At 61.5% G+C, this 23,267-nt stretch carries 21 protein-coding genes and 2 tRNA genes; 18 read left to right on the top strand and 5 right to left on the bottom strand.

The annotated features are described in order from the left end of the window. Nucleotide 1 precedes the first annotated feature (1 nt). The 5 genes from I0D00_RS13355 (at nucleotide 2) to I0D00_RS13335 (ending at nucleotide 5,065) form a co-directional block, all read left to right on the top strand. A complete protein-coding gene (locus I0D00_RS13355) occupies nucleotides 2–1,249 on the top strand; it encodes an acyl-CoA dehydrogenase family protein (protein ID WP_213640326.1) in 1,248 nt (415 codons plus the stop codon). A 74-nt stretch (nucleotides 1,250–1,323) separates the two neighbouring features. Beyond that, nucleotides 1,324–2,487, top strand: coding sequence for an MFS transporter (locus I0D00_RS13350; protein WP_213641783.1), 1,164 nt, complete (start codon nucleotides 1,324–1,326; stop codon nucleotides 2,485–2,487). Then, the gene (locus I0D00_RS13345; protein ID WP_213640325.1) at nucleotides 2,484–3,584 is read left to right on the top strand and encodes a glucuronyl hydrolase; all 1,101 of its coding nucleotides are present in this window, start codon (nucleotides 2,484–2,486) and stop codon (nucleotides 3,582–3,584) included. The genes I0D00_RS13350 and I0D00_RS13345 overlap by 4 nt, the downstream gene beginning before the upstream one ends. Nucleotides 3,585–3,707: 123 nt before the next feature. Beyond that, the gene (locus tag I0D00_RS13340) at nucleotides 3,708–4,109 is read left to right on the top strand and encodes a PA2779 family protein (protein ID WP_213640324.1); all 402 of its coding nucleotides are present in this window, start codon (nucleotides 3,708–3,710) and stop codon (nucleotides 4,107–4,109) included. After that, nucleotides 4,094–5,065 (top strand): PA2778 family cysteine peptidase, encoded by a 972-nt coding sequence (locus I0D00_RS13335; RefSeq protein ID WP_213640323.1) that lies wholly within the window; start codon nucleotides 4,094–4,096, stop codon nucleotides 5,063–5,065. The genes I0D00_RS13340 and I0D00_RS13335 overlap by 16 nt, the downstream gene beginning before the upstream one ends. Before the next feature lie 50 nt (nucleotides 5,066–5,115). Here the strand turns inward: I0D00_RS13335 and I0D00_RS13330 are convergent, their stop codons facing one another. Further along, nucleotides 5,116–6,399 (bottom strand): NAD(P)/FAD-dependent oxidoreductase, encoded by a 1,284-nt coding sequence (locus tag I0D00_RS13330; protein WP_213640322.1) that lies wholly within the window; start codon nucleotides 6,397–6,399, stop codon nucleotides 5,116–5,118. Nucleotides 6,400–6,584: 185 nt separating this feature from the next. Here I0D00_RS13330 and I0D00_RS13325 point away from each other — a divergent pair. From I0D00_RS13325 to I0D00_RS13280, 10 genes are all read left to right on the top strand, one after another. Continuing rightward, nucleotides 6,585–6,661, top strand: a tRNA-Val gene (locus I0D00_RS13325). A 238-nt stretch (nucleotides 6,662–6,899) separates the two neighbouring features. Then, nucleotides 6,900–8,822 (top strand): threonine--tRNA ligase, encoded by a 1,923-nt coding sequence (thrS, locus tag I0D00_RS13320; RefSeq protein ID WP_213640321.1) that lies wholly within the window; start codon nucleotides 6,900–6,902, stop codon nucleotides 8,820–8,822. Continuing rightward, nucleotides 8,822–9,373, top strand: coding sequence for a translation initiation factor IF-3 (infC, locus tag I0D00_RS13315; protein WP_213641782.1), 552 nt, complete (start codon nucleotides 8,822–8,824; stop codon nucleotides 9,371–9,373). The genes thrS and infC overlap by 1 nt, the downstream gene beginning before the upstream one ends. Before the next feature lie 60 nt (nucleotides 9,374–9,433). After that, nucleotides 9,434–9,628, top strand: a complete 195-nt coding sequence (gene rpmI / locus I0D00_RS13310) for a 50S ribosomal protein L35 (protein WP_009394045.1) — start codon at nucleotides 9,434–9,436, stop codon at nucleotides 9,626–9,628. A gap of 28 nt (nucleotides 9,629–9,656) precedes the next feature. Then, nucleotides 9,657–10,013, top strand: coding sequence for a 50S ribosomal protein L20 (gene rplT, locus I0D00_RS13305; RefSeq protein ID WP_213640320.1), 357 nt, complete (start codon nucleotides 9,657–9,659; stop codon nucleotides 10,011–10,013). Between the two features lie 96 nt (nucleotides 10,014–10,109). Next, the gene (gene pheS / locus I0D00_RS13300) at nucleotides 10,110–11,126 is read left to right on the top strand and encodes a phenylalanine--tRNA ligase subunit alpha (RefSeq protein ID WP_213640319.1); all 1,017 of its coding nucleotides are present in this window, start codon (nucleotides 10,110–10,112) and stop codon (nucleotides 11,124–11,126) included. Nucleotides 11,127–11,165: 39 nt separating this feature from the next. Continuing rightward, nucleotides 11,166–13,544, top strand: a complete 2,379-nt coding sequence (gene pheT / locus I0D00_RS13295) for a phenylalanine--tRNA ligase subunit beta (protein WP_213640318.1) — start codon at nucleotides 11,166–11,168, stop codon at nucleotides 13,542–13,544. 3 nt (nucleotides 13,545–13,547) lie between these two features. Beyond that, nucleotides 13,548–13,850 carry an integration host factor subunit alpha gene (gene ihfA / locus I0D00_RS13290; RefSeq protein ID WP_003243414.1) on the top strand — a complete coding sequence of 101 codons (303 nt, stop codon included), beginning with the start codon at nucleotides 13,548–13,550 and terminating at the stop codon, nucleotides 13,848–13,850. Next, nucleotides 13,831–14,187, top strand: a complete 357-nt coding sequence (locus I0D00_RS13285; RefSeq protein WP_213640317.1) for a MerR family transcriptional regulator — start codon at nucleotides 13,831–13,833, stop codon at nucleotides 14,185–14,187. The genes ihfA and I0D00_RS13285 overlap by 20 nt, the downstream gene beginning before the upstream one ends. An 88-nt stretch (nucleotides 14,188–14,275) precedes the next feature. Then, nucleotides 14,276–14,352: transfer RNA gene (locus tag I0D00_RS13280), tRNA-Pro, on the top strand. A gap of 289 nt (nucleotides 14,353–14,641) precedes the next feature. Here the strand turns inward: I0D00_RS13280 and umuC are convergent. The 4 genes from umuC to I0D00_RS13260 all read right to left on the bottom strand — a co-directional run bounded on the left by umuC (nucleotide 14,642) and on the right by I0D00_RS13260 (nucleotide 18,076). Next, nucleotides 14,642–15,916 carry a translesion error-prone DNA polymerase V subunit UmuC gene (umuC, locus tag I0D00_RS13275; protein ID WP_213640316.1) on the bottom strand — a complete coding sequence of 425 codons (1,275 nt, stop codon included), beginning with the start codon at nucleotides 15,914–15,916 and terminating at the stop codon, nucleotides 14,642–14,644. Next, on the bottom strand, nucleotides 15,909–16,346 hold the full coding sequence (locus tag I0D00_RS13270; protein ID WP_213640315.1) for a LexA family protein: 438 nt from the start codon (nucleotides 16,344–16,346) through the stop codon (nucleotides 15,909–15,911). Before I0D00_RS13270 ends, umuC begins: the two co-directional genes overlap by 8 nt. Before the next feature lie 306 nt (nucleotides 16,347–16,652). After that, entirely contained in the window at nucleotides 16,653–17,186 is a 534-nt protein-coding gene (locus I0D00_RS13265; protein ID WP_213640314.1) for a plasmid pRiA4b ORF-3 family protein, read from the bottom strand. Between the two features lie 14 nt (nucleotides 17,187–17,200). Next, a complete protein-coding gene (locus I0D00_RS13260) occupies nucleotides 17,201–18,076 on the bottom strand; it encodes a WYL domain-containing protein (protein ID WP_213640313.1) in 876 nt (291 codons plus the stop codon). A gap of 138 nt (nucleotides 18,077–18,214) precedes the next feature. On the opposite strand from I0D00_RS13260, the gene I0D00_RS13255 reads away from it, so the two are divergent. The 3 genes from I0D00_RS13255 to I0D00_RS13245 all read left to right on the top strand — a co-directional run. Beyond that, nucleotides 18,215–18,883, top strand: a complete 669-nt coding sequence (locus I0D00_RS13255) for an OB-fold protein (protein ID WP_213640312.1) — start codon at nucleotides 18,215–18,217, stop codon at nucleotides 18,881–18,883. Nucleotides 18,884–19,053: 170 nt separating this feature from the next. Then, nucleotides 19,054–22,320 (top strand): DISARM system SNF2-like helicase DrmD, encoded by a 3,267-nt coding sequence (gene drmD / locus I0D00_RS13250; RefSeq protein WP_246533282.1) that lies wholly within the window; start codon nucleotides 19,054–19,056, stop codon nucleotides 22,318–22,320. Then, nucleotides 22,317–23,267: hypothetical protein (locus I0D00_RS13245; protein WP_213640311.1), on the top strand; the 951-nt coding region annotated here is incomplete at its 3' end. The genes drmD and I0D00_RS13245, both read left to right, overlap by 4 nt.

The raw sequence follows: 23,267 nt of genomic DNA, 5'->3' as shown, positions 1-23,267 counted from the left end.
CATGAATCAGTCACAGCCGAGCCACCTGGAGCCGGACGCGCGTGACCTGGCGCGTCGGGTCAGGGCGTTCGTCGAGACGCACATCCTGCCCCGCGAGGGTGAACTGGCCGGCCCCCGCGCGAGCGCCCAGGCCTGCCACGCCGAACTGGCCGCCCTGGCCCGGCAAGAAGGGCTGTGGGGGGCCTTCTACCCGGGCCGTCTGGCCAGCCTGGAGGCCTACCTGGCGGTGGCCGAGCAGGAGGGACGCTCGGAATACGGCCCGGCCGTCTTCGGCGCGGATGCCACCCTGGATGCCCACATGCTGGCGCGACATGCCGGGCCGGACGTACGCGCCACCTTCCTCGCGCCGCTTCTGCGCGGGGATGCGGTGTCCGCCTACGGGATGTCCGAGCCCCAGAGCATCGGTTCGATTCCGGCGACCCTGACCACCCGCGCCCGCCTGGTGGATGAACAGTGGCGACTGGAAGGCCGCAAGTGGTTCATCTGTCGTGCCGACCGGGCCAGTTTCGTCACCGTGGTGGCGCGTACCGACGAGGGCCCTCTGGAAGGGGCGTTGTCGATGATCCTGGTGCCCACCGCGGCCCATGGCTTCGCCATCGCCCGTGAGCTGGACATCCTCGGCCGCTTCCAGGGCCAGTGCGAGATCGTCTTAGATGGTGTCCGGGTGCCGCGGCACAACGTCCTGGGGCAGGCCGGCGGCGGCCTGGCGCTGATGCAGGAGCGCCTCGGGCTGGGCCGCATCCTGCGTGCGGCGCACTGGCTGGGGCTGGCGCAGCGCTGCTTCGACCAGCTCTGCGCGCGGGTCGTGTCGGCGCGCGGCGAGCAGGCACGGCTGGCTGACAAGCAGCTGGTGCGCCTGCGGATCTTCGAGGCATACCAGGCCATCGCCGGCGCCCGCGGTCTGCTGCAGGACGCCGCGCGCAAGTTCGACGCCGGGGTGGACAACGCCATAGAAGGCAATGTGGCGAAGGTCGCCGCCTCCCGGGCCCTCAGCCTGGTGGCGGACTCGGCGATCCAGATCTACGGCGCCGAGGGGCTCAGCGAGCTGTCGCCGCTCTCCGGCATCTACCGGACGGCGCGCGCCACGCACATCCTCGACGGCACCGACGACGCCTTGATCAGCGCGGTCGGCCGTCGTCTGCTGGACGTCTACCGCAGCGCCGGCACCCTGGATTTCGACTGGCCGACGCTGGCCGCGACGCGGGCCGACACTGCCCACTCCGGGGCGAAGCAGGGGGAAGCCTCGTGACGCGCGAGGCACCACCCCAGGCTGTCGCCGGCGCGCTGGAGGCGCTGTGCCTGCGTAGCGTACTGACCGGCGCCATGGCGCTGCCGATGCTGATCTTCTATGCCATCGGCACCCTCGGGCCGTTCCTCGTCGCCGACCTGGGCATCGCGCCGGGCTGGCTGGGCTACCTGACCATGAGCGCGTTCGGCTTCGCCGCGTTGCTGTCGCTGTGGGCAGGGGCGCTGGTCAACCTGCTGGGCTCGCGCCGCTCGCTGGTGCTGATGGCGCTGACCGCGACTCTGGCCTATGGGTTGATCGGCGTGCTGCCCGGCTTCGTCGGGGTGGTGCTGGCCATGGCCCTTTGCGGCGTCGCCCAGGCGCTGTCCAACCCGGCGACTAACTTGCTGATTGCCGAGCGGGTGGCGGCACCGCAGAAGGCTGCGGTGGTGGGCCTGAAGCAGGCGGGCGTACAGGTCGCCGCCTTGTTCGCCGGCCTGGTCTTGCCGGCTGTCGCCCAGGCGTTCGGTTGGCGTGCGGCGCTGTTGTTGCTGGTCCCGCTGGGGCTGCTGCTGGCGTTGGCCGCGCCGCGGGTCGCACCCAGGGCGGCGGCGCCGCCACCCGCGCGTTTCGGTTTGACGCGGCCGAGCCGGGAGTTGGCGTTGCTGATGGCGATCCAGCTGTGCGCAGGCATCGCCCTCTCGGCCTATATCACCTTTCTCGGCGTGTTCGCCCAGCAGCAGGGCCTGTCTGCGGTGCTGACCGGCGGACTGGTGGCGGTGTTCGGCGTCAGCGGCATCCTCGCACGGGTGCTGCTGACGCCGCTCGGCGGACGGATGCGTGACGAGTCCTGGCTGCTGTTGGTGTTGCTGGCCCTGGCGGCAGGTGCCATCGGCGTGACCATGCAGGCCGCTCCCGAGCGCCTCTGGGTGCTCTGGGTGGGCACCATTGGCGTCGGCCTGACGGCGGTCGCGACCAATGCCATCGCCATGAGCATGCTCCTGCGCGACAGGGTCTTCGGCTCCCCGGCCACCTCGGCGGGCCTGCTGTCGGTGGGGTTCTTCGGCGGCTTCGCGGTCGGGCCGCCGAGCGTCGGAGCCTTGTCGGCCACGAGCTACGGATTCACCGGGGCCTGGAGCGGGTTGATCCTGGTGCTGGTCGTCGGTTGCCTGCTGGCGCTGGTCCTGGTCGGCGTAAGGCGCGCCAGGGCGAGCGTCGAAGGCTCCGGCGCCCTGTCTACCAGTCCGGCGAGGGCAGAATGAACGAGTTGCTTCAACAACAACCGGCAGACGCCTCGAGTCCGGCGGAGCGTCGCAGGGCCATCGATGCGTTGCTGCAGCGTCTGGAGCGGGTCGAACGCAGCTGTCGGGGCGGTTTCCCGCTGTACTCCCCGGGGCTGTCGGATCGCTGGGTGGTATCCGCCGGCGGTTCCTGGCTGGGGGGATTCTGGGCCGGGCTCTGGTGGTTGCGGGCTCGTGTTACCGGCGCCGCCGCCGACCGCGCCAAGGCGGCGGAACTCGGCCCGCGGTTGGCGACCAAGCTGGACAGCCCGAGCCTGAACCGCAGCATGATCTTCTGGTACGGCGCCGCACCGGGGGCACTGTGGTTCGGCGATGAACAGGCGCACTTGCTGCTTCAGCGGGCGGCGGCTGCCGTGGCGCGGGCGTTCGATCGTGAGGTGGGCTGGATACCGCTGGGCACGGCCATGGGCGGCGGGACGGATGGTGACCGGCGGATCGCCATCGATACCCTGGCGCCCACCTTGCGCCTGCTGGCGCTGAGCCCGCGGTGCGATATCCGCGAGCTAGCCGGTCAGCACCTGCAGGCCAGCCTTGCCGCCTGCGGAACCTGGCAGGGCGCCTACTGCGGCAGCAGCCAGCACGTGCAGGGGCGCATCGTCCGGCATGAGCCGGCCGGGCACTGGTCCCGAGGCCAGGCCTGGGCGATGCTGGGGCTGGTGCAGGCGGCTGGTCTTTACGGCGAACCCTACTTGGACCTCGCGCGCCGGGCGTGCGACTACTGGCTCGAATCGCGCCCCGACCCTCTGCCGGCGAATCGCCTGGAGCGCCCGGAGGCCGGCGAGGACCCTGCGGCAGCGGCAATCGCCGCGCTTGCCATGCTGGGGCTGTCGTCTCTACTCGGGGGCGCCGGGCCCTGGCGCGAGCAGGCAGAAAGCTTGACCGCGGCGTTGCTGCGCAGCCGCTATTTCAGCTCGGCGGGTGCGACGCCCGGGATATTCGGCGGCATGTGCTATCGAACCGGGCCCGGGGAGGAACTGGTCGAATCTGCCTGCTCCAGCTTTTTCCTGCTCAAACTGCTTCTGGTGCTGGAGGGGCTGCTGGGACCATTGGCGTGCTAGCTAGCTGCCCGCTCAGGGGCGCGGCGAGCAGTGATAGCAGCCCTCGGTGGATTGTCTATGCTCATTGATAGCCTCTGCGCACCGTACTGGTTCGGGGCAAGACCGGCTTGGGAGATGATCGCTATGGGCAAGAATTCTCTGTTTCGTCGTTTGGCCGCCGTCCTGGCGGTGTTCCATCTGCTGATGGTGGCCCAGGTGCCGCTGGTCAACGCGGCCATGATCGGTACTGCCGAGGTCCTGGCTACGCAACAGCAGCAGGTCGACCGTCAGCAATTGCTGGGCATGCTGGAGGACCAGGGCGTACAGAAGAAGCTCGAAGCCATGGGCGTAGAGCGTACCCAGGTCGAGGAACGCATCAACAGCCTGACCAACGCCGAGCTGGCGCAGTTCAATCAACAGCTGCAGGAAGCCCCGGCGGGCAGTGGCGTGCTTGGGGTCATAGTGCTGTTCTTGGTGATCTTCATCATCACGGATATGCTCTGCGCGACCAATATCTTCAGTTTCGTCAAATGCATAAATCGTTGAGTGGCTGGCGTTTCCTTCCTTTCTTATTGCTTCTTCTGCTGGTTGGGTGTGCGAGGTCTCCGGTGTTGTCGCCGGAGGCCTCGCTTCTACCTGAGCGGGTGGAGCTCGCCGGCGTGCCGTTCTTTGCGCAAACCGCCTATCAGTGTGGTCCGGCGGCTCTGGCGACCATGCTCAACCAGCGTGGCGTGACGACCAGCCCGGGGCTGCTCAAGGATCGGGTCTTCATCCCGGAGCGCGAGGGCAGCCTGCAGGTGGAGATGGTGGCGGCCGCGCGGGCGCATGACCTCCTTGTGTATCCGCTGGAGCCGCGTCTGGAGGCTTTGCTGGCGGAGATCGCGGCGGGGCATCCGGTACTGGTCCTGCAGAACCTGGGACTCGACTGGTACCCGCGCTGGCACTTCGCCGTTTTGGTGGGGTATGACCGGCGCGAGCGCACGCTGATCCTGCGCTCGGGTACCGAGCGGCGCCGCCTGACCGCTTTCGCCAGCTTCGACAGCACCTGGGCGCGTGGCGGACGCTGGGCGGTGCTGACCCTGCCGGCCGGCGAGTTGCCGGCGCGGCCCGCACTGCGCCCCTGGCTCAAGGCCGCCAGCGACCTGGAGGAGACTGGTCATGGCGCGGCGGCGCAACGTGCCTATCGCGCCGCCACCCAGCAGTGGCCGGAAGAGTCGCTGGGCTGGTTCGCCCTGGCCAACAGCTATTACGCCAGTGGCGACAAGGCGAGGGCCGAAGAGGCCTTGCGCACCAGCCTGACCCGCCAGCCGGATTTCGCCGCGGGCTGGTTCAATCTCTCCCAGCTGTTGGGCGAACGCGGCTGTCGGCAGGCGGCGGTACAGGCGCAAAGCTGTGCCCGGCGTCTGGAACCCGGCGAGGCGCGCTATGCGACCGCGGCCAGGCCAGCATCCGGGGCGGCAGAGCAGTGCGCGGCGCCGCCGGCATGTCCAGTGACGGAGTGAGGACGATACGAAAACGGCGCCCGTGGGCGCCGTCTTACTGTCTGTGATCCTTATACGCCGAGCCGGTCGCGCAGGCTGTAGTACCAGGCGCCCATGGCGGTGAAGGGGACGCGCAAGAGCTGGCCGCCGGGGAAAGGGTAGTGGGGGAGTTCGGCGAAGGCGTCGAAGCGCTCGGCCTGGCCGCGTAACGCCTCGGCCAGGACTTTGCCGGCAACATGGGTGTAGGTCACGCCGTGGCCGCTGCAGCCCTGGGAGTAGTAGATGTTGTTGCCGAGACGGCCGACCTGGGGCAGGCGCGACAGGGTCAGCAGGAAGTTGCCGGTCCAGGCGTAGTCGATCTTCACATCCTTCAGCTGCGGGAAGGCCTTGAGCATCTTCGGCCGAATGATCGCCTCGATGTTCGAGGGGGCGCGAGCACCATAGACCACGCCGCCGCCGAAGATCAGGCGCTTGTCGCCGGACAGGCGGTAGTAGTCGAGCAGATAGTTGCAGTCTTCCACGCAGTAGTCCTGCGGCAGCAGGCTCTTGGCCAGTTCGTCCGACAGCGGTTCGGTGGTGATCACCTGGGTGCCGCAGGGCATCGACTTGGCCGATAGCTCCGGAATCAGGTTGCCCAGGTAGGCGTTGCCGGCGACCACCACGAACTTGGCCCTGATCCGCCCGTTGGGGGTGTGAACCACCGGGTTCTCGCCGCGCTCGATGCGCGTGGCCGGGGACTGCTCGTAGATCACCCCGCCGAGGGACTCCACCGCCGCCGCCTCGCCCAGAGCCAGGTTGAGCGGGTGGATATGCCCGCCGCTCATGTCGAGCATGCCGCCTATATAGTTGTCGGTAGCCACCACCTCGCGGATGCGCTTGGCATCCATCAGCTCCAGTTGGGTATGACCGTAGCGCTCCCACAGCTTCTTCTGCGCCTCCAGGTGGTCCATCTGCTTGCCGGTGAGGGCGGCGAACACGCCGCCGTCCTTGAGGTCGCACTGAATGCCGTACTTGGCCACCCGCTCGCGAATGATGCGTCCGCCCTCGAAGGCCATCTGGCCCAGCAGCTGGGCCTGCTTGGGATCGACCGTGCGTTCGATGACATCGATGTCGCGGCTGTAGCTGTTGACGATCTGCCCACCGTTGCGCCCCGAAGCGCCGAAGCCGACCTTGGCGGCCTCGACGATGCTTACCTTGAAGCCGCTCTCGAGCAGGAACAGGGCGGTGGACAGGCCGGTGTAGCCGGCGCCGACGACGCACACGTCGGTTTCGACCTCACCGTTCAGCTCGGGGCGTGCTGGGACGGGGTTTGCCGATGCGGCGTAATAGGATTGTGGATATGCCGTGTGCGCCATTTTGCAACCTCTGTTCTTTATTTTTTACGAATGGTCCGATGCTACCCGAGTTGAAAATACTCGGCTAGTGCCCTGTGCGAAATATTAAACGTCGCGCTCGGCGGTAAAAAATTCAGCTATTCAGTCAGTTAGCGAAAAAATGTGTTGACTCCTTCGCGCGGCTCCGTAGAATGCGCACCCATCGAAGGCACATAGCTCAGTTGGTTAGAGCACCACCTTGACATGGTGGGGGTCGTTGGTTCGAATCCAATTGTGCCTACCAAATTCGATAAAAAAGGGTCGCCCAGGCGACCCTTTTTTATTGGGCGGCTTGCCAGCTAATCGGCTTTCTGGAAGCATCCCCGCTTTGTTCGTTGCACAGACCTCCAGTGACTCTGGTCCGGTTTCGGTTGGCTCGCAAGCTCCTGTCACTGTAAGGCAGGCATACCGCCGGATCGCTTACTGGCTCATCCCAACCCACGTGGCCTTTGGTAGAGGTCACCACTAGGAGAGGAGGCGCCATGCCCATCATTACTCTTCCCGACGGCAGTCAGCGTTCGTTCGATCACCCGGTCACCGTGGCCGAGGTGGCGCAATCCATTGGCGCGGGTCTGGCCAAGGCCACCGTGGCCGGCAAGGTCGACGGCAAGCTGGTCGATGCGTGCGATCCGATCAGCGCCGACGCGACGCTGCAGATCATCACCCCGAAGGACGAAGAGGGGCTGGAGATCATTCGCCACTCCTGTGCGCACTTGATCGGTCATGCGGTCAAGCAGCTGTTTCCGACGGCGAAGATGGTGATCGGTCCGGTCATCGAGGAAGGCTTCTATTACGACATCGCCTACGAGCGCCCCTTTACCCCCGATGACGTGGCCGCCATCGAGCAGCGCATGCAGCAGCTGATCGAGAAGGACTACGACGTCATCAAGAAGGTCACTCCGCGCGCCGAGGTCATCGAGGTCTTCAAGTCCCGTGGCGAGGACTACAAGCTGCGTCTGGTCGAGGATATGCCGGACGAGCAGGCCATGGGCCTGTACTACCACGAAGAATACGTCGACATGTGCCGTGGCCCGCACGTGCCGAACACCCGTTTCCTCAAGTCGTTCAAGCTGACCAAGCTGTCCGGCGCCTATTGGCGCGGCGATGCCAAGAACGAGCAGTTGCAGCGCGTCTATGGCACGGCCTGGGCCGACAAGAAGCAGCTGGCGGCCTACATCCAGCGTATCGAGGAGGCCGAGAAGCGCGATCACCGCAAGATCGGCAAGCGCCTGAACCTGTTCCATACCCAGGAAGAGGCGCCGGGCATGGTGTTCTGGCACCCCAATGGCTGGACCCTGTATCAGGTGCTCGAGCAGTACATGCGCAAGGTGCAGCGTGAGCACGGCTATCTGGAGATCAAGACGCCCCAGGTGGTCGATCGCTCGCTGTGGGAGAAGTCCGGGCACTGGGCCAACTACGCCGAGAACATGTTCACCACCGAGTCGGAAAGCCGCGACTACGCGATCAAGCCGATGAACTGCCCCTGTCACGTGCAGGTGTTCAATCAGGGCTTGAAGAGCTATCGCGAGCTGCCGATGCGCCTGGCCGAGTTCGGTGCCTGTCACCGCAACGAGCCGTCCGGCGCTCTGCACGGCATCATGCGGGTGCGTGGCTTCACGCAGGACGATGCGCACATCTTCTGCACCGAAGAGCAGATGCAGGCCGAGTCGGCTGATTTCATCAGGTTGACCCAGGCGGTCTACGCCGACTTCGGTTTCTCGGATATCCAGCTCAAGTTGTCGACCCGTCCGGAGAAGCGCGTGGGCTCCGACGAACTCTGGGATCGCGCCGAGGCGGCGCTGGCTGCCGCCCTGGATGGCGCCGGACTGCCGTATGACTTGCAGCCGGGCGAGGGCGCCTTCTACGGGCCGAAGATCGAGTTCTCCCTGAAAGACTGTCTCGGCCGGGTCTGGCAGTGTGGTACCCTGCAGCTCGATTTCAACCTGCCGGTCCGCCTGGGGGCGGAATTCGTCAGCGAGGACAACAGCCGTAAGCATCCGGTGATGCTGCACCGCGCCATCCTCGGTTCCTTCGAGCGCTTCATCGGTATTCTGATCGAGCACTACGAGGGTGCGTTCCCGGCTTGGCTGGCGCCGACGCAGGCAGTGGTGATGAATATCACCGACAAGCAGGCCGAATTCGCCCTCGAAGTCGAAAAAACACTGGCTCAAAGCGGTTTTCGTGCCAAGTCTGACTTGAGAAACGAAAAAATCGGCTTTAAAATCCGCGAGCATACTTTGCTCAAGGTTCCCTATCTCTTGGTTATTGGAGATCGGGAGGTTGAGACGCAAACTGTCGCCGTGCGTACCCGCGAAGGTGCTGACCTGGGCTCCATGCCCGTCGCCCAATTCGCCGATTTCCTTGCGCAGGCGGTTTCCCGGCGTGGTCGCCAAGATTTGGAGTAATCATTATTAAGCGTGAAATGAGACAAGATAAACGAACTGCACCGAAAGCCCCGATCAACGAGAATATCTCGGCACGCGAGGTTCGGTTAATTGGTGCGGATGGCGAGCAGGTTGGCATCGTCTCTATTGAAGAAGCGCTTAGCGCGGCTGAAGAAGCCAAGCTAGATCTGGTGGAAATCTCCGCCGATGCCGTGCCTCCGGTCTGCCGGATCATGGACTACGGCAAGCACCTGTTCGAAAAGAAGAAGCAGGTCGCCGCGGCGAAGAAGAATCAGAAGCAAGTCCAGATCAAAGAAATCAAGTTTCGTCCAGGGACGGAGGAAGGGGATTACCAGGTAAAACTACGCAACCTGGTACGTTTCCTGAGTGAGGGGGACAGGGCCAAGGTATCCTTGCGATTCCGTGGCCGTGAGATGGCCCATCAGGAGCTGGGCATGGAGTTGTTGAAGCGGGTCGAAAACGACCTCGCCGAATACGGCTCGGTCGAACAGCATCCGAAGATGGAAGGACGCCAACTGATAATGGTCATCGCCCCCAAAAAGAAGAAGTAACCTCCAGGGCACGGCAGGCCTTGCGGTTATGTTTATCAACTGAATGCGGAGTATCCGAACATGCCAAAGATGAAAACCAAGAGCGGTGCAGCGAAGCGTTTTTTGAAAACCGCTTCCGGCTTCAAGCACAAGCACGCTTTCAAGAGCCACATCCTGACCAAAATGTCCACCAAGCGTAAGCGTCAACTGCGTGGTAGCAGCTTGCTGCACCCGTCTGACGTGGCAAAGGTGGAGCGCATGCTGCGCGTTCGTTAATTCGGTCAAGATTTAGAGGAAATTACTCATGGCTCGTGTAAAGCGCGGCGTTATTGCTCGTAAGCGTCACAAAAAAATTCTGAAACTCGCTAAAGGCTACTACGGTGCGCGTTCGCGCGTATTCCGCGTCGCCAAGCAGGCAGTGATCAAGGCAGGCCAGTACGCCTACCGCGACCGCCGTCAGCGCAAGCGTCAGTTCCGTGCCCTGTGGATCGCTCGTATCAACGCTGGTGCGCGTATCAACGGTCTGTCCTACAGCCGTCTGATCGCTGGCCTGAAAAAAGCGTCCATCGAGATCGACCGTAAGGTTCTGGCTGATCTGGCAGTGAACGAAAAAGCGGCGTTTGCTGCGATTGTCGAGAAAGCGAAAGCCGTACTGGCTTAAGTCCCCGACAATCACCGGGCCGTGCCCGGTGCTAAACGTCACCAATAGGGGAAGAGCCTTCGAGCTCTTCCCCTATTTCGTATCTGGAGTCTGTAAATGGAAAATCTGGATGTGCTGGTCTCGCAAGCGCTTGAGGCCGTTAGCCACACCGACGATGTGAGCGCCCTGGAGCAGCTGCGGGTTCACTATCTGGGCAAGAAGGGCGAGCTGACCCAGGTGATGAAGACCCTGGGCAGCCTGTCCGCGGAAGAGCGCCCACAAGCCGGGGCCTTGATCAATGCGGCCAAGGACAGGGTCCAGGACGCACTGAATACTCGTAAGGCGGCACTCGAGCAGGCCGCGCTGAGCGCCAAGCTGGCGGCCGAACGCATCGACGTGACCCTGCCGGGGCGCGGTCAGGCTTCAGGCGGCCTGCATCCGGTGACCCGGACTCTGGAGCGGGTCGAGCAGTTCTTCACTCGGATAGGCTACGGCATCGCCGAAGGCCCCGAGGTGGAAAACGATTACCACAACTTCGAGGCGCTCAACATCCCCGGCCACCATCCGGCGCGGGCGATGCATGACACCTTCTATTTCAACGCGAATATGCTGCTGCGCACCCACACTTCGCCGGTTCAGGTGCGTACCATGGAATCGCAGCAGCCGCCGATCCGCATCGTCTGCCCAGGGCGGGTGTATCGCTGCGACTCCGATATCACCCACTCGCCGATGTTCCACCAGGTCGAAGGCCTGCTGGTCGACGAGGGCGTCAGCTTCGCCGACCTGAAAGGCACCATCGAGGAGTTCCTCCGGGTGTTCTTCGAGAAACCGCTGGGTGTGCGCTTCCGCCCGTCCTTCTTCCCTTTCACCGAGCCTTCGGCGGAAGTCGATATGCAGTGCGTGATGTGCAGCGGCAAGGGTTGCCGCGTGTGCAAGCAGACCGGCTGGCTGGAGGTGATGGGCTGCGGCATGGTCCACCCGAACGTGTTGCGCATGTCCGGTATCGACCCCGAGAAATACCAGGGCTTCGCCTTTGGTATGGGGGTGGAGCGCCTCGCCATGCTGCGTTACGGCGTCAACGACTTGCGCCTGTTCTTCGATAACGACCTGCGATTCCTGGCGCAATTTCGCTAGAGCCGCACGACCGTAACCGAATTGTTTTAGGAGAGCAGGATGAAATTCAGCGAACAATGGCTGCGCACCTGGGTTAACCCGCAGGTTTCCCGTGATGAACTGGTGGCGCGCCTTTCCATGGCCGGTCTCGAGGTCGACAGCGTCACCCCGGCCGCCGGCGAATTCAGTGGCATTGTGGTGGGCGAGGTGCTGGCCACCGAGCAGCACCCGGATGCCGACAAGCTGCGCGTGTGCCAGGTCAGCAACGGTGCGGAGACTTTCCAGGTGGTGTGTGGCGCACCGAACGTGCGTCCCGGCTTGAAGATCCCCTTCGCCATGATCGGCGCCGAACTACCGGGCGACTTCAAGATCAAGAAGGCCAAGCTGCGCGGCGTCGAGTCCAACGGCATGCTCTGCTCGGCGTCCGAGTTGCAGGTCAGCGAAGACAATGACGGTCTGCTCGAGCTGCCAGCCGATGCGCCGGTGGGCCAGGATATCCGCGCCTATCTGCAGTTGGACGATGCCAGTATCGAGGTCGACCTGACCCCGAACCGCGGCGACTGCCTGTCGTTGGCCGGTCTGGCCCGCGAGGTCAGCGCCCTGTACGGCGCGCCCGTCACTCGTCCGGCGATCGCCGCCGTACCCGCCGCCCATGATGAGGTGCGTCCGGTCGAGGTTCTCGCAGCGCAAGCCTGTCCGCGCTACCTCGGACGGGTGGTGCGCAATGTCGACCTGTCCCGGCCGACGCCGCTGTGGATGGTCGAGCGCCTGCGTCGTGCCGACGTGCGCAGTATCGACGCCGCAGTCGACGTCACCAACTACGTGATGCTCGAGCTCGGCCAGCCGATGCATGCCTTCGACCTGGCGGAGATCAATGGCGGCATTCGCGTGCGCATGGCCGAGGAGGGCGAGAAACTGGTGCTGCTCGACGGCCAGGAAATCAGCCTGCGTGCCGACACCCTGGTCATCGCCGACCACCGGCGCGCCCTGGCCATCGCCGGCGTAATGGGTGGTGAGCACAGCGGGGTGAGCGCGAAGACCTGCGACCTGTTCCTCGAAAGCGCCTTTTTCGACACCATCGCCATTGCCGGCAAGGCCCGCTCCTATGGCCTGCACACCGACTCTTCGCATCGCTTCGAGCGGGGGGTGGACTGGCAGCTGGCGCGGGAGGCCATGGAGCGGGCTACTGCCTTGTTGCTGGAAATCGTCGGTGGTGAGGCGGGACCGATCATCGAGCAGGTGGCCCCGACTCAATTGCCGAATGTGGCGCCGGTCACCCTGCGTGCCGAGCGAGTCGAGCAGATGCTCGGCCTGAAGATGGATGACGCAGAAATCGAGCGGCTGCTGACGGCGCTGGGTTTGGGCGTCAGCGCTAACGGTGCAGGGCAGTGGCGGATCGAGGTACCCAGCCATCGTTTCGATGTCAGCCTGGAGGTCGACCTGATCGAGGAGCTGGGTCGCCTGTATGGCTACAATCGCCTGCCGGTCCGCTACCCGCAGGCGCGCCTGGCGCCGCAGCCGAAGTCTGAGGCGGCAGTCGAACTGCCCGGCCTGCGTCGACTGTTGGTCGCCCGCGGCTACCAGGAAGCCATCACCTACAGTTTCATCGATCCCAAGCTGTTCGAGTTGTTCAGCCCGGGCGTCGAACCCTTGCTGCTGGCCAATCCGATTTCCGCCGACATGGCGGCGATGCGTTCTTCGCTGTGGCCTGGTTTGGTCAAGGCGCTGGAGCACAACCTCAATCGTCAGCAGTCGCGTGTGCGCCTGTTCGAGAGTGGTCTGCGCTTTGTGGGGCAGCTGGAAGGCTTGAAGCAGGAAGCCATGCTGGCTGGGGTGGTTAGTGGCAGCCGAATGCCGGAAGGCTGGGCGCATGGCCGTGACGGTGTCGATTTCTATGACGTCAAGGCCGATGTCGAGGCGTTGTTGGCCAGTGCCGGTGCGGCGGATGTCTTCGCGTTCGTGCCTGGCGAGCACCCGGCGCTGCATCCAGGGCAGACCGCGCGCATCGAGCGCGAGGGGCGGCTGGTTGGCTTCCTAGGGGCGATTCATCCAGAGCTGGCCAAGGCGCTGGGTCTCGACCAGCCCGTGTACCTGTTTGAGTTGTTGTTGAGCGAGCTGACCGATGGCCGACTGCCGTCGTTTCGCGAGCTGTCGCGTTTTCCGGAGGTGCGCCGTGACTTGGCTCTGCTGGTCGATCGCGAGGTGCCCGCAGCGGCACTGCTCGAGTGCATTCGAGAGTCAGCGGGCGAATGGCTGACCGACCTCAGGCTATTTGACGTGTATCACGGTAAAGGCATTGATCCGCATAGAAAAAGCCTGGCTGTCGGCTTGACCTGGCAGCATCCATCGCGCACTCTTAATGATGACGAGGTGGGTAGCACAACGGAGAACATCCTCACCTCCCTGGAACAAAGGTTCAACGCCACGTTAAGGAAGTAGCGTATGGGGGCTCTGACGAAAGCTGAAATGGCGGAACGTCTCTATGAAGAGCTAGGCCTGAATAAACGGGAAGCCAAGGAGTTGGTCGAACTGTTCTTCGAAGAGATCCGCCAAGCGCTGGAGCTCAACGAGCAGGTCAAGCTCTCGGGGTTCGGCAACTTCGATCTGCGCGATAAGCGCCAGCGCCCCGGTCGTAATCCAAAAACAGGGGAGGAGATTCCGATCACGGCACGCCGTGTGGTGACTTTCCGTCCAGGCCAGAAACTTAAAGCCAGGGTTGAGGCTTATGCTGGAACCAAGTCATAACGACGAATTACCTGCCATACCCGGCAAGCGGTACTTCACGATCGGCGAGGTTAGCGAGCTATGTGCGGTCAAGCCGCACGTCCTGCGCTATTGGGAGCAGGAATTTCCGCAGCTCAACCCAGTCAAGCGCCGCGGCAATCGGCGATATTATCAGCGGCAGGACGTGCTGATGATTCGCCAGATTCGCGCGTTGTTGTATGACCAGGGCTTTACCATCGGAGGGGCGCGGCAGCGTCTTTCCGGGGATGAAGCCAAGGACGACTCCACTCAGTACAAGCAGCTCATCAAGCAGATGATCACTGAGCTGGAGGACGTATTGATGGTCCTTAGGAAATAGCGAACGCTGAAAAAAGTTTCCACATTTCAGAAGCTTAGTGTATAGTTCGCGACGTTTTCTAATCAAAGAAAACGGTTACAAGCCTAGTCGGGGCGTAGCGCAGCCTGGTAGCGCACTTGCATGGGGTGCAAGGGGTCGAGTGTTCGAATCACTCCGTCCCGACCAAAAAACCCTAAAAAATCCAGTCACTTAGCGGTGACTGGATTTTTTTATGGGTGCGTTTTTTCAACCTAACTCCTGAAGACCACTTGTGGTGACCGTTTGGTGACCGTTTGTGCGGAGCTTGCACTGATCTTGTCCGTACGGGGGACTGTATTCGCCTTGTTTCCTGCGGAGCCATTTTGATAATGCTCACCAGCTCATATATGGCTGGTTGCTTCAGCTCAGCAGGCCACTGTCTGATTTCCTATGGCCGTATCCTGTCCTTCAAAGCAAGCGATGGCTTTATGCGTGCTTACAGAGCTTTAGCTACAAGTAGATCTGTCCACCGTGTGGTATAGGCGGGTGACAGGAACTCTCTGCGCATTGACCACTCCGCGGGCTTGGCCGTTCTTCCTGGCTGCAATGTGCCCCGCCCCCAGCGGCTGTTGATCGCATCCAGGGTGCTCATCAGTCGCTCGGTTCTGATGGGCTGCTCTGGGGCGAACAGATCCGGTGTGTACTCATTCTTTCGGCAGAGATCCAATAGCAGCACCTGCGCCTTGGCGTAGCTGAAGCCCCCGCGGTACACCTCCTTCAGCCCAGTCTGAACGGCCTGGATGATCAGCCGGCTGTCATCGGTAGGGTAGGGCAATTGGCAGAGGATGCCGTTGGCATATTTGACTTCAGCGGGGTTGAACATCCCCGTGCGCAGGCTGACGCGCACTTGCCGGCAAAGTGATTCCTGCTTGCGCAGTTTTTCGGCGGCACGCATGGCATAGGCGGCGACGGCCTCCTGTATAGGTTGTAACTCGCGCAGTCGCTTGCCGAACGAGCGGCTGGAGCAGATCTCCTGCTTGGGTTCGATCTCGCTCTCAATCTCCAGGCAGGCTATTCCGCGCAGTTCTCGCACGGTCTTCTCCACCACCACGTTGAACCGCTTACGCAGCGTCCAGGCGTCCATCTGCGCCAGCTCCCAGGCCGTTTTGATCTGCATGCTTTCTAGGTGCGTGCGCAGGCGCGGGCCGATACCCCAGACCTCTTCAACCGGCATAGCCTTGAGCAGCTTGTCACGCCGAACAGAGTCGCGAATATCTACGACGCCCCCTGTCTGTTTTTGCCAGCGCTTGGCGGCGGCATTGGCCAGCTTGGCGAGTGTCTTGGTAGTGGCGATGCCAATACCTACGGGAATACCGGTTTTCTGTTTCACCTCCGCTTGTACCTGACGGCCTATCGACTCCAGAGGTTCGGGAAGGCCGGTCATATTGGCGAAGGCTTCATCGATGCTGTAGATCTCGACGCTCGGGAAGCGGGCCTCCAGGATGGACATCACCCGTTCGCTCATGTCGCCATACAGTGCGTAGTTGCTGCTGAAGGCCACGATGTCGTGGCGCTTGAGGTCGCCACGAATCTCGTGAAAGAGCGCGCCCATCTTCACGAACGGTTTGGCATCGGCAGACCTGGCAATGACGCAGCCATCGTTATTGCTGAGCACCACGATGGGTGTGCGCTGCAGATCGGGGCGAAAGACCCGCTCGCAGCTGGCATAGAAGCTGTTGCAATCAATCAGTGCGTAGACCGGCTCAGCCATAGTTCAGGTGATTGCGCAGGCTATGGGTGACGACTCCCCAGATCATCAGCTCATCCTGGTCCAGAATGTAGCGTGGCGAGTAGGCGGGATTCTCCGAGCGCAATACGAATTGCCCTTGATCCTGCGCCAGGCGCTTCACAAACACATCGCCGTTGAGGCATGCCACCACCACATGTCCGGGGCGGGCTTGCAGCGCGCGACTGACGATCAGGTGGTCGTTATCGAAGATGCCGGCGCCGATCATGCTGTCACCGCTGACGGCGACCACATAGGTGTGCGGGGCCTGCAGATCCAGCAGTACATCGAGCGAAAGCTTGTGCTCCATGTGATCAAGCGCAGGGCTGGGAAAGCCGGCTGGGACGCGTGCATCGAAGAGAGGGAGGGCGGTGCCGCTGCGCTGCAGCGGGCCGAGGATAAGGGCGTTGCTCATGACGGGGTGACCGATAACTGTATTTATATACAGTAATGAGTGCTCCGTCATTTCGACAAGGTGCGTTCGTCGCCAACGTGTGGGGTCTGCACGGATTGTTTACAGTCGAAAGTAGACAGATCGCCCTGGCGGGCGGTTCTCGCTAGGTTGGGGGTAACCGACCAGGAGGACCTCCTATGATCTTGCTGCCCACCCTTAGCGATCTTTTCCCGCTGGCGCTGGTGCTGCCCGCACTGATCGGGTTGGCCAGGCTGGCCTATGGCGGTACTGCGGATTAAGCGCTAGCGGGTCTTGGCAGCGCTGGCCTCAGCCCCAGAAGTTATTGCAGATCCGCTGCACCGCTGCGTTGGCGGCGCGTCGGTCAAACAGCTCGGGATCAAAGCTGCCGCCTGAAGCCAAGAAGTCCAGGTAACCCGGCACGCCACCTACATCTTCCGGCGGGCAGGCACGGGCGCCATCTAGCACTTCACACCAGGTGCCGGTGATATCACTGGGCTCGATGCTCTCTACGGCAATCACGTGCTGCCAGCTATCGCCGAAGTCGTAGAGATAGCGCAGCCGGTCCGCCTCCTTGAGTACGCGGCGCAGTTTGCTTTTACGGTCATCCAGCGCATCCTCGTACATGTACATCAGCTCGGCATCCAGCGGCAGGTAGCGATGGATGCCGTCGCTGAACTCATGCAGGTGGCTGCTGTGCCAGCCAAAGGCCGCCTGAATGAAGTGGTGCAGCTTGCGCAGGGTGCAGTCGCCGTTCACGCGCAGGCGGCGCCAGACCGGAGGATTGAAGTTCAACGGCTCCAGCTGAATGTGCAGGGTATACAGCAGCGGTTGAGTCGCCATGCTGGCTCCGTCGGTCAGTGATACAGCCAGGGCTGCAGTTCATCGAGGTTGGTGACGACGATCTGCTGCGCCGTAGCTTTGGTGTGCACCTTGGTCGGGTCGATCTGATAGCGCTGCAGCACGTACTGCACCAGGGCACCACGGGTCTCGATCACCAGCTGCCCATCACGCATACCGTAGTCGGCCTCGATGATCGCGCGCTGCTCCGGCTTGAGGCGCGAGTCCGGCGCGATAACCACCGTGAGCGGGGTGTTCCAGCCCTTGTCGAGCGCGCGAGTGTGCTCCGAGGGGGCATCCATCAGGTCGGGCTCACCGCGAAAGCGGCTCAGCACGAAGTCGCGGTAATCGCGGTTCTTCTCGCAGTAAGCTCGCACATGCCAGCGCATGCCGGTGTAGATCAGTGTGTGTGGTGCGATCAGGCGAGTTTCGCCGTCCGGCGTGGTGAAGGACACATACTCGCACTCCAGTCGCAGCCCCTCGCGGCAGGCCTTGAGCAGCGGGCGCAGCACCTCCGGACGCACTGAGCGATCCGGCACGTCCAGTACCTCGGTGTGCGCATAGGCCAGCGCCAGACCTTCGATGTGCGGTGCCCGGTCGTAGTTTTGATTAAGCAGATGCAGGTAGGCGCTGGCGCTGTCATCGATAAACAGCGGTTTGAAGTGGCGGCTCGGCACATACCCCTTCAAATGCTTGTCGTATTCCAGGTTCTTCGGCGCGTAGTCGGTGATGTAGGAGTTGATGTCTTTCGACGCCTGCTGCCGGCTGATGCCGAAGCTCTGCATCAGATGGCCAGTGGTCAAACGGCCCTCCCACCAGGCGATGGTCTCGATCAGGCGGTAGCGCAGGGCCAGATCCCAGCGCACTGACTCGATTTCCTGTTTGCGTTTCATCCCGACCTCACTTGCTCGAAAACTTTACCTGTACGAACGCACACTCTAGATGCGTCAAGCCACGCTACATATCTTGATCCTGACAAACAAGCCGGCCTATCCAGGCGAGCTCAGGAAGTGCAATCAAGGAGTAGTGAAATGGCATTGATCAACTGCAGCGAGTGCGACCGCATGGCCAGCGACCAGGCTGCTGCCTGTCCACATTGTGGCGCGCCTATCGCCAAGCAGGTTGCCGCCGTTCAAATGCATCCCGCCCAAGCCATTAGCCGTAATGTCGGTTTCTGGCTGGGCGTCGGGATTTTTCTTTTTCCCATCATTTTTGTTTGGTTCCTGCTGCGCCAGGGGCATAGCACTACCAGCCGGATTGTCGGTTTTGCATGGCTGGCGCTGATGCTGGTTGCGATGGCTTCGGGGGAGCGTCCATCCGGCAAGGCTGCTACGCCCTCGACTAACCAGAGTCAGCCAGCAAGAGTGGTTGCCCCGGTTGCGCCTATGTTTGAAGTGAGCGCTCAGCAACTGGCTCAGGCGTATGACCGCAACACGGTCGCAGCGGATCACCAGTTCAAAGCTAAGCGCTTCAAGGTCACTGGCGTGGTGGAGTCGATCAATACCGATCTGTTCGGTAACCCTTATGTCACCCTGCGTGGCGGGGTAAACCAGTTTATGGAGCCGCAATTCGAGCTCGATGATGCCCATGCCACCTACGCCGCCGGACTTCAGAGTGGCATGCGCATCAGCTTGATCTGCACGGGGCACGGTGATGTGGCGAAAACGCCCATATCGAAGGGGTGCGCGCCGATCAACTGAAAACAAAACTGATGCTCAACAACGAGGCTCTGGCTCGATTCGCTTTAGACGGTTAAGGTTCAGCATCGCACCGTATCTTCTTATAGCTATTAATGATTTTTCGCTCAGAGCCAAGAAATCCAATTTTTTAATAGCCATTTTGCTGACTTCAAAATTGAACGGAATCACCAATGAGTAATTCAGACACAGCGGTCAGTCACTTGCCTCGGGTTGGCATGCTAGCCACCGTCCGTAACCGCCGCGGTGTGATCTCATCCGTAGAGCCCTTCAGTGATAGCAAGACGTCTGCTTTGCTGCACTTGGTTACCATCGAGTTCAGTGATGCCGATGGTGATGCGGAAGAGTCCCTGCTGTGGGAGCGCGAGCGCGATCCGGTGGTGTTGGAGCCGAATGCGCTGCCCAAAATTGATCGCGAAGCACCTATGCAGCAGGGCGAGTTCCTGGCTTTGCAGCGTGCCGCTCGCTGGAGCGCCCTCACTCCGTTCTTGTCGGCAAGTGACCCTCATGAGCGGTCCGAGCCAGTGCCGACTGCGCCGGTATATGGGGCGGTCAGCGTCGATGACTTCCAGCTCGTACCTCTGGCGCGAGCGATGCGCATGCCCCGCGTCTCTCTACTGCTGGCCGATGATGTGGGTTTGGGTAAAACCGTCGAGGCCGGTCTGATTCTGGCTGAGCTGATCCGGAAGCGTCGTATCCGTCGGGTGCTAATCATCACTCCTGCGGCATTGCGCACCCAGTGGCAGCAGGAGATGGAAGAGAAGTTCTCTTTGGGCTTCGATATCGTCGACAAAGCCGCCACTCACAAGCTGCAAAAAGAGATGGGGCTTGATGCCAACCCCTGGCGGGCGCTACCGCGAATCATCACCTCGTATCACTATCTACGTCAGCCTGATGTGCTGGAGCAGTTCATCGCCAATTGCGAATCTATTAAGCAACGGGGTGGGGCACAGCTGCCGTGGGATTTGTTGATTGTCGATGAAGCCCACAACCTGATGCCGTCCAATTTTGGTGAGGACAGCGATCTGGCCAAAATGCTGCGGCTAATCACGCCGTATTTTGAGCACCGCCTGTTCCTGACTGCCACGCCTCACAATGGCCATACCCGCTGTTTCTCGGGCCTGCTGCAGCAGCTTGATCCGGTCCGTTTCACTCAAACGCCAGACTTTACCGACAAAGAGCGCAAGATGATCGGCGATGTGTTGATCCGCCGACTTAAAAGCGAGATCAACGATCAGGATCGTCAGGCAGGACGAGTACCGCGTTTTGCCAAGCGTTATCTGGAGCCGCTGCCGCTTTATATGTTCAAACCGGAACAGGAGCTGGCGGCTGCCGTTCGCAAGTTTTGCACGCAATTGAAAGGCATCATCCGCACCGCTCCAGAAGCACGCATGGTGCTCAACTTCGCTATCGAAATTCTGCGCAAGCGCCTCTTATCCTGCCCAGTGGCTTTTGCCGACAGCTGGTTGCGTTTCAAGGAGGGCTTGGCCGCCAAAGAGGCGCTTCAGGCTGCTGAGGTCGCGGCGGCCCGCCGCGCCAGTGAAGAAGATATCGATGATGACCAGGAGCGTGAGAGCCGCAGCCGGCATGCCGCTCAGGTTGTTGGCGCCTGGATGCACCCCTATGTGGATGTACTGCAGCCTGAGATTGATGCAATTGATGCTGCGCTCAAGTCTTTGGGTCTCGACAAGCAACCCGTTGTTCAAGCCAAGCCTAAATCTGATGCTCGCTTTGATCGCTTGCGTGAGCTGATCGGCAAGGAGCTGCGTAATGCAGAGCAGTGGAAGATCGATGAGCGTCTGATCATTTTCACCGAGTACAAGACCACACTCGATTACCTGGTCAACCGGTTGAATGCAGAATATGGGGCTGAGCCCGGTAGCATCTGTCAGCTCTATGGTGGCATGCATGAGGAAGAGCGCGAGGCGGTAAAACGCGCCTTCAACGACCCGGATGCGCCGGTGCGCATTCTGGTCGCGACCGATGCTGCTTCTGAAGGTCTTAACCTGCAGCACACCGCTCGCTTGTTGATGCATTACGAGATCCCGTGGAACCCATCGCGTCTTGAGCAGCGTAACGGCCGTATCGATCGTCACGGTCAATCTCGGGATGTCACCATCTTTCACTTCACCAGCGAAGATGACAGCGACCTGCAGTTCGTTGCCCGTGTACTCAGTAAGGTCAACGACATCCGTGAGGATCTGGGCTCGGTAGGAGAATTGTTCGATGCCGCGTTCCAGCGTCGAATGATGGAGATGAATGAAGATCGTGATGTGCTAGGTGATCTCGATCATCAGATAACCAGTCGTAGGAGTGCCACCGAAGACGCTCAGGTACACACCCAGGAGAGAGGTGAGGACGAAAAGCAGCGCCTTCAGCAACTCTTGGCCGATCTTGACCTGAGCCCTGAAACGCTCAAAGACACACTCGGCGTTGCCATGAGCCTAGGCGCTTCGCGTGAAGTGCTCGATGGCCCAGATGCCAAGGGGCGCATGCGCTTGCGTACACCGCTACCTATGCGTTGGCAGGCAGTGGTTGATGACAGCCTGCGCTTACCTTCTCAGAGAGGTATCAGCGGCGCTATGCCCTGGCTGGTGTTCGACAACCACTTCTTTATCCACAACATCAATGGACGCCCAGTCTTCCGTCCATCTCCAGATACTGTGCTGTTGCACCTGGGGCATCCGTTGCTGCGTCAGTCGCTCAATGCCTTTGCGCGTCTGCGTTTTCCAGGAGGCCAAACCGACTTTCAGCCGCCTAGCCGGTGGCTGGTTACGCGCGGCCAGGTGCCGGCTGGCGTCGAGGCGTTGGTGTTGTTCACCGTAGAAGAAATGGCGGTCAACAATTTGCGTGAAACCTTTCACCATTGGACCCGCACCCTGGCTTTGCCATTGAGCAACAACACCTTGGGTGAGCCTTTGCCTTATCAGGGGCCAAACCACGGTTTGTTGGCGGAGCAAAGCGTTGCCGACGTAGCTGCTGCACGCGAGCTATGGGACGAGGTTGAAGATGATATCAGGGCTCTATTGAGCAATTACCGAGCTGAGCTGACTCAGAGCCTTCGTACTCAACTCAAGACAGCGTACGAGCAAGCGAAGGAGCATGAAAAGGAAGCGTTCGAGCAACGCATTCGTGAAGTCGCCGCGCTGCAAAAAGCACAGAGTATCGAGAAGTTGAAGCGAGAGATTGAAGAGCAGCGCGTTGCCAGCATCCAGCACCAACTGTTTGACGATGCCGATGCGCTGGCGGAAAAGCGTCTGCGTGATCTGGAGGATGAGCTCAAGCGTCGTCAGACCCAGTTCGGTGATTTGCAGGAACGCTTGACCGAAGAGAAGCGTCGCATTTTGGAGCAGGTGCTACCTCGTCGCTTTGATCTACGCGGTGAAGCCCAGGTTTTCCCGGTCACTATTGAAATTCGTTTTCCGGAGGTAGGGGCATGAGCCTGCACGCAGAAGGTTGGGCGCAGCTCAAGCACGGTGGCTTGTTGATTGCACCATCCAAGCTGGATGAATTTTTCCCTCGTGCAGCGGCGGAGATGTCCGATTACCAGGCTGAGAAGCTGCGTCGAGCACTCACAGCCTTTGACGGCAGCAATGAAAGCCTGAGCAGCCTGTTGGATTACATACTGCAGGATCTTTCAGGCCTGCCCGCAGATGAATGGCAAAAGGCCCAGGGTGTCGACAGCCGTTGGGCCATAAGGAGCTTTACCGGCGCCCAGATTAAGCCGCGTCGCCTTTGGCTTGGGCCTAACGGCGAGACGCTAGCCGTGTTCGTGCCTGACGATGGTGGCTCGCGCCAGTTCGCCAGCCGATTGGGGGTAGGGCGGTCACGGCAGTTGTTGGGCCGTGTGGTGGAATGGCTGCGCCGTACCGGGCAGGCGCTGGCTCTGGTCACCAATGGTCGCCAATGGCGACTGGTGCACGCCGGTGCCGCTTACGACGCTTGGTGTGAATGGGATATCGATCTTTGGTTCAACGAAGGTCAGCCATCTGCCCAGACCATCGTCTGGCGTACCTTGCTCAATCGCAGCACACTGCTGGCGGAGCAGGGCCAAAGCCAATTCCTGCTGGCCATCAGCGCCTCCCGTAAGGGACAGGCTGAGCTCTCCAGCGTACTGGGTGAGCGCGTTCGCCAGGGTGTAGAGGAGCTGATCACCGCTTCCCATATCGCCATCGAGCAGGCTCAACAGCAAGGACAGGCTCACGATTACAAGGATCTGTATGTTGCAGGCTCGCGCATCATCATGCGCTGCATCATCACCTTGTTTGCCGAAGCCCGCGGCCTGATGCCTGTCGACAACCCGATTTACCAGCAGGCTTACAGCCTGGAGGGGCTTCGTCATCAGTTGGATCGCCGAGCCGGTGGCCGGGGCAACGAACGACTGAGC

The organism is Pseudomonas lalucatii (assembly GCF_018398425.1).
Lineage (GTDB): Bacteria > Pseudomonadota > Gammaproteobacteria > Pseudomonadales > Pseudomonadaceae > Aquipseudomonas > Aquipseudomonas lalucatii.
The sequence above is the reverse complement of the archived record's forward strand: the minus strand, read 5'-3'. Positions and strand labels throughout refer to the sequence as shown.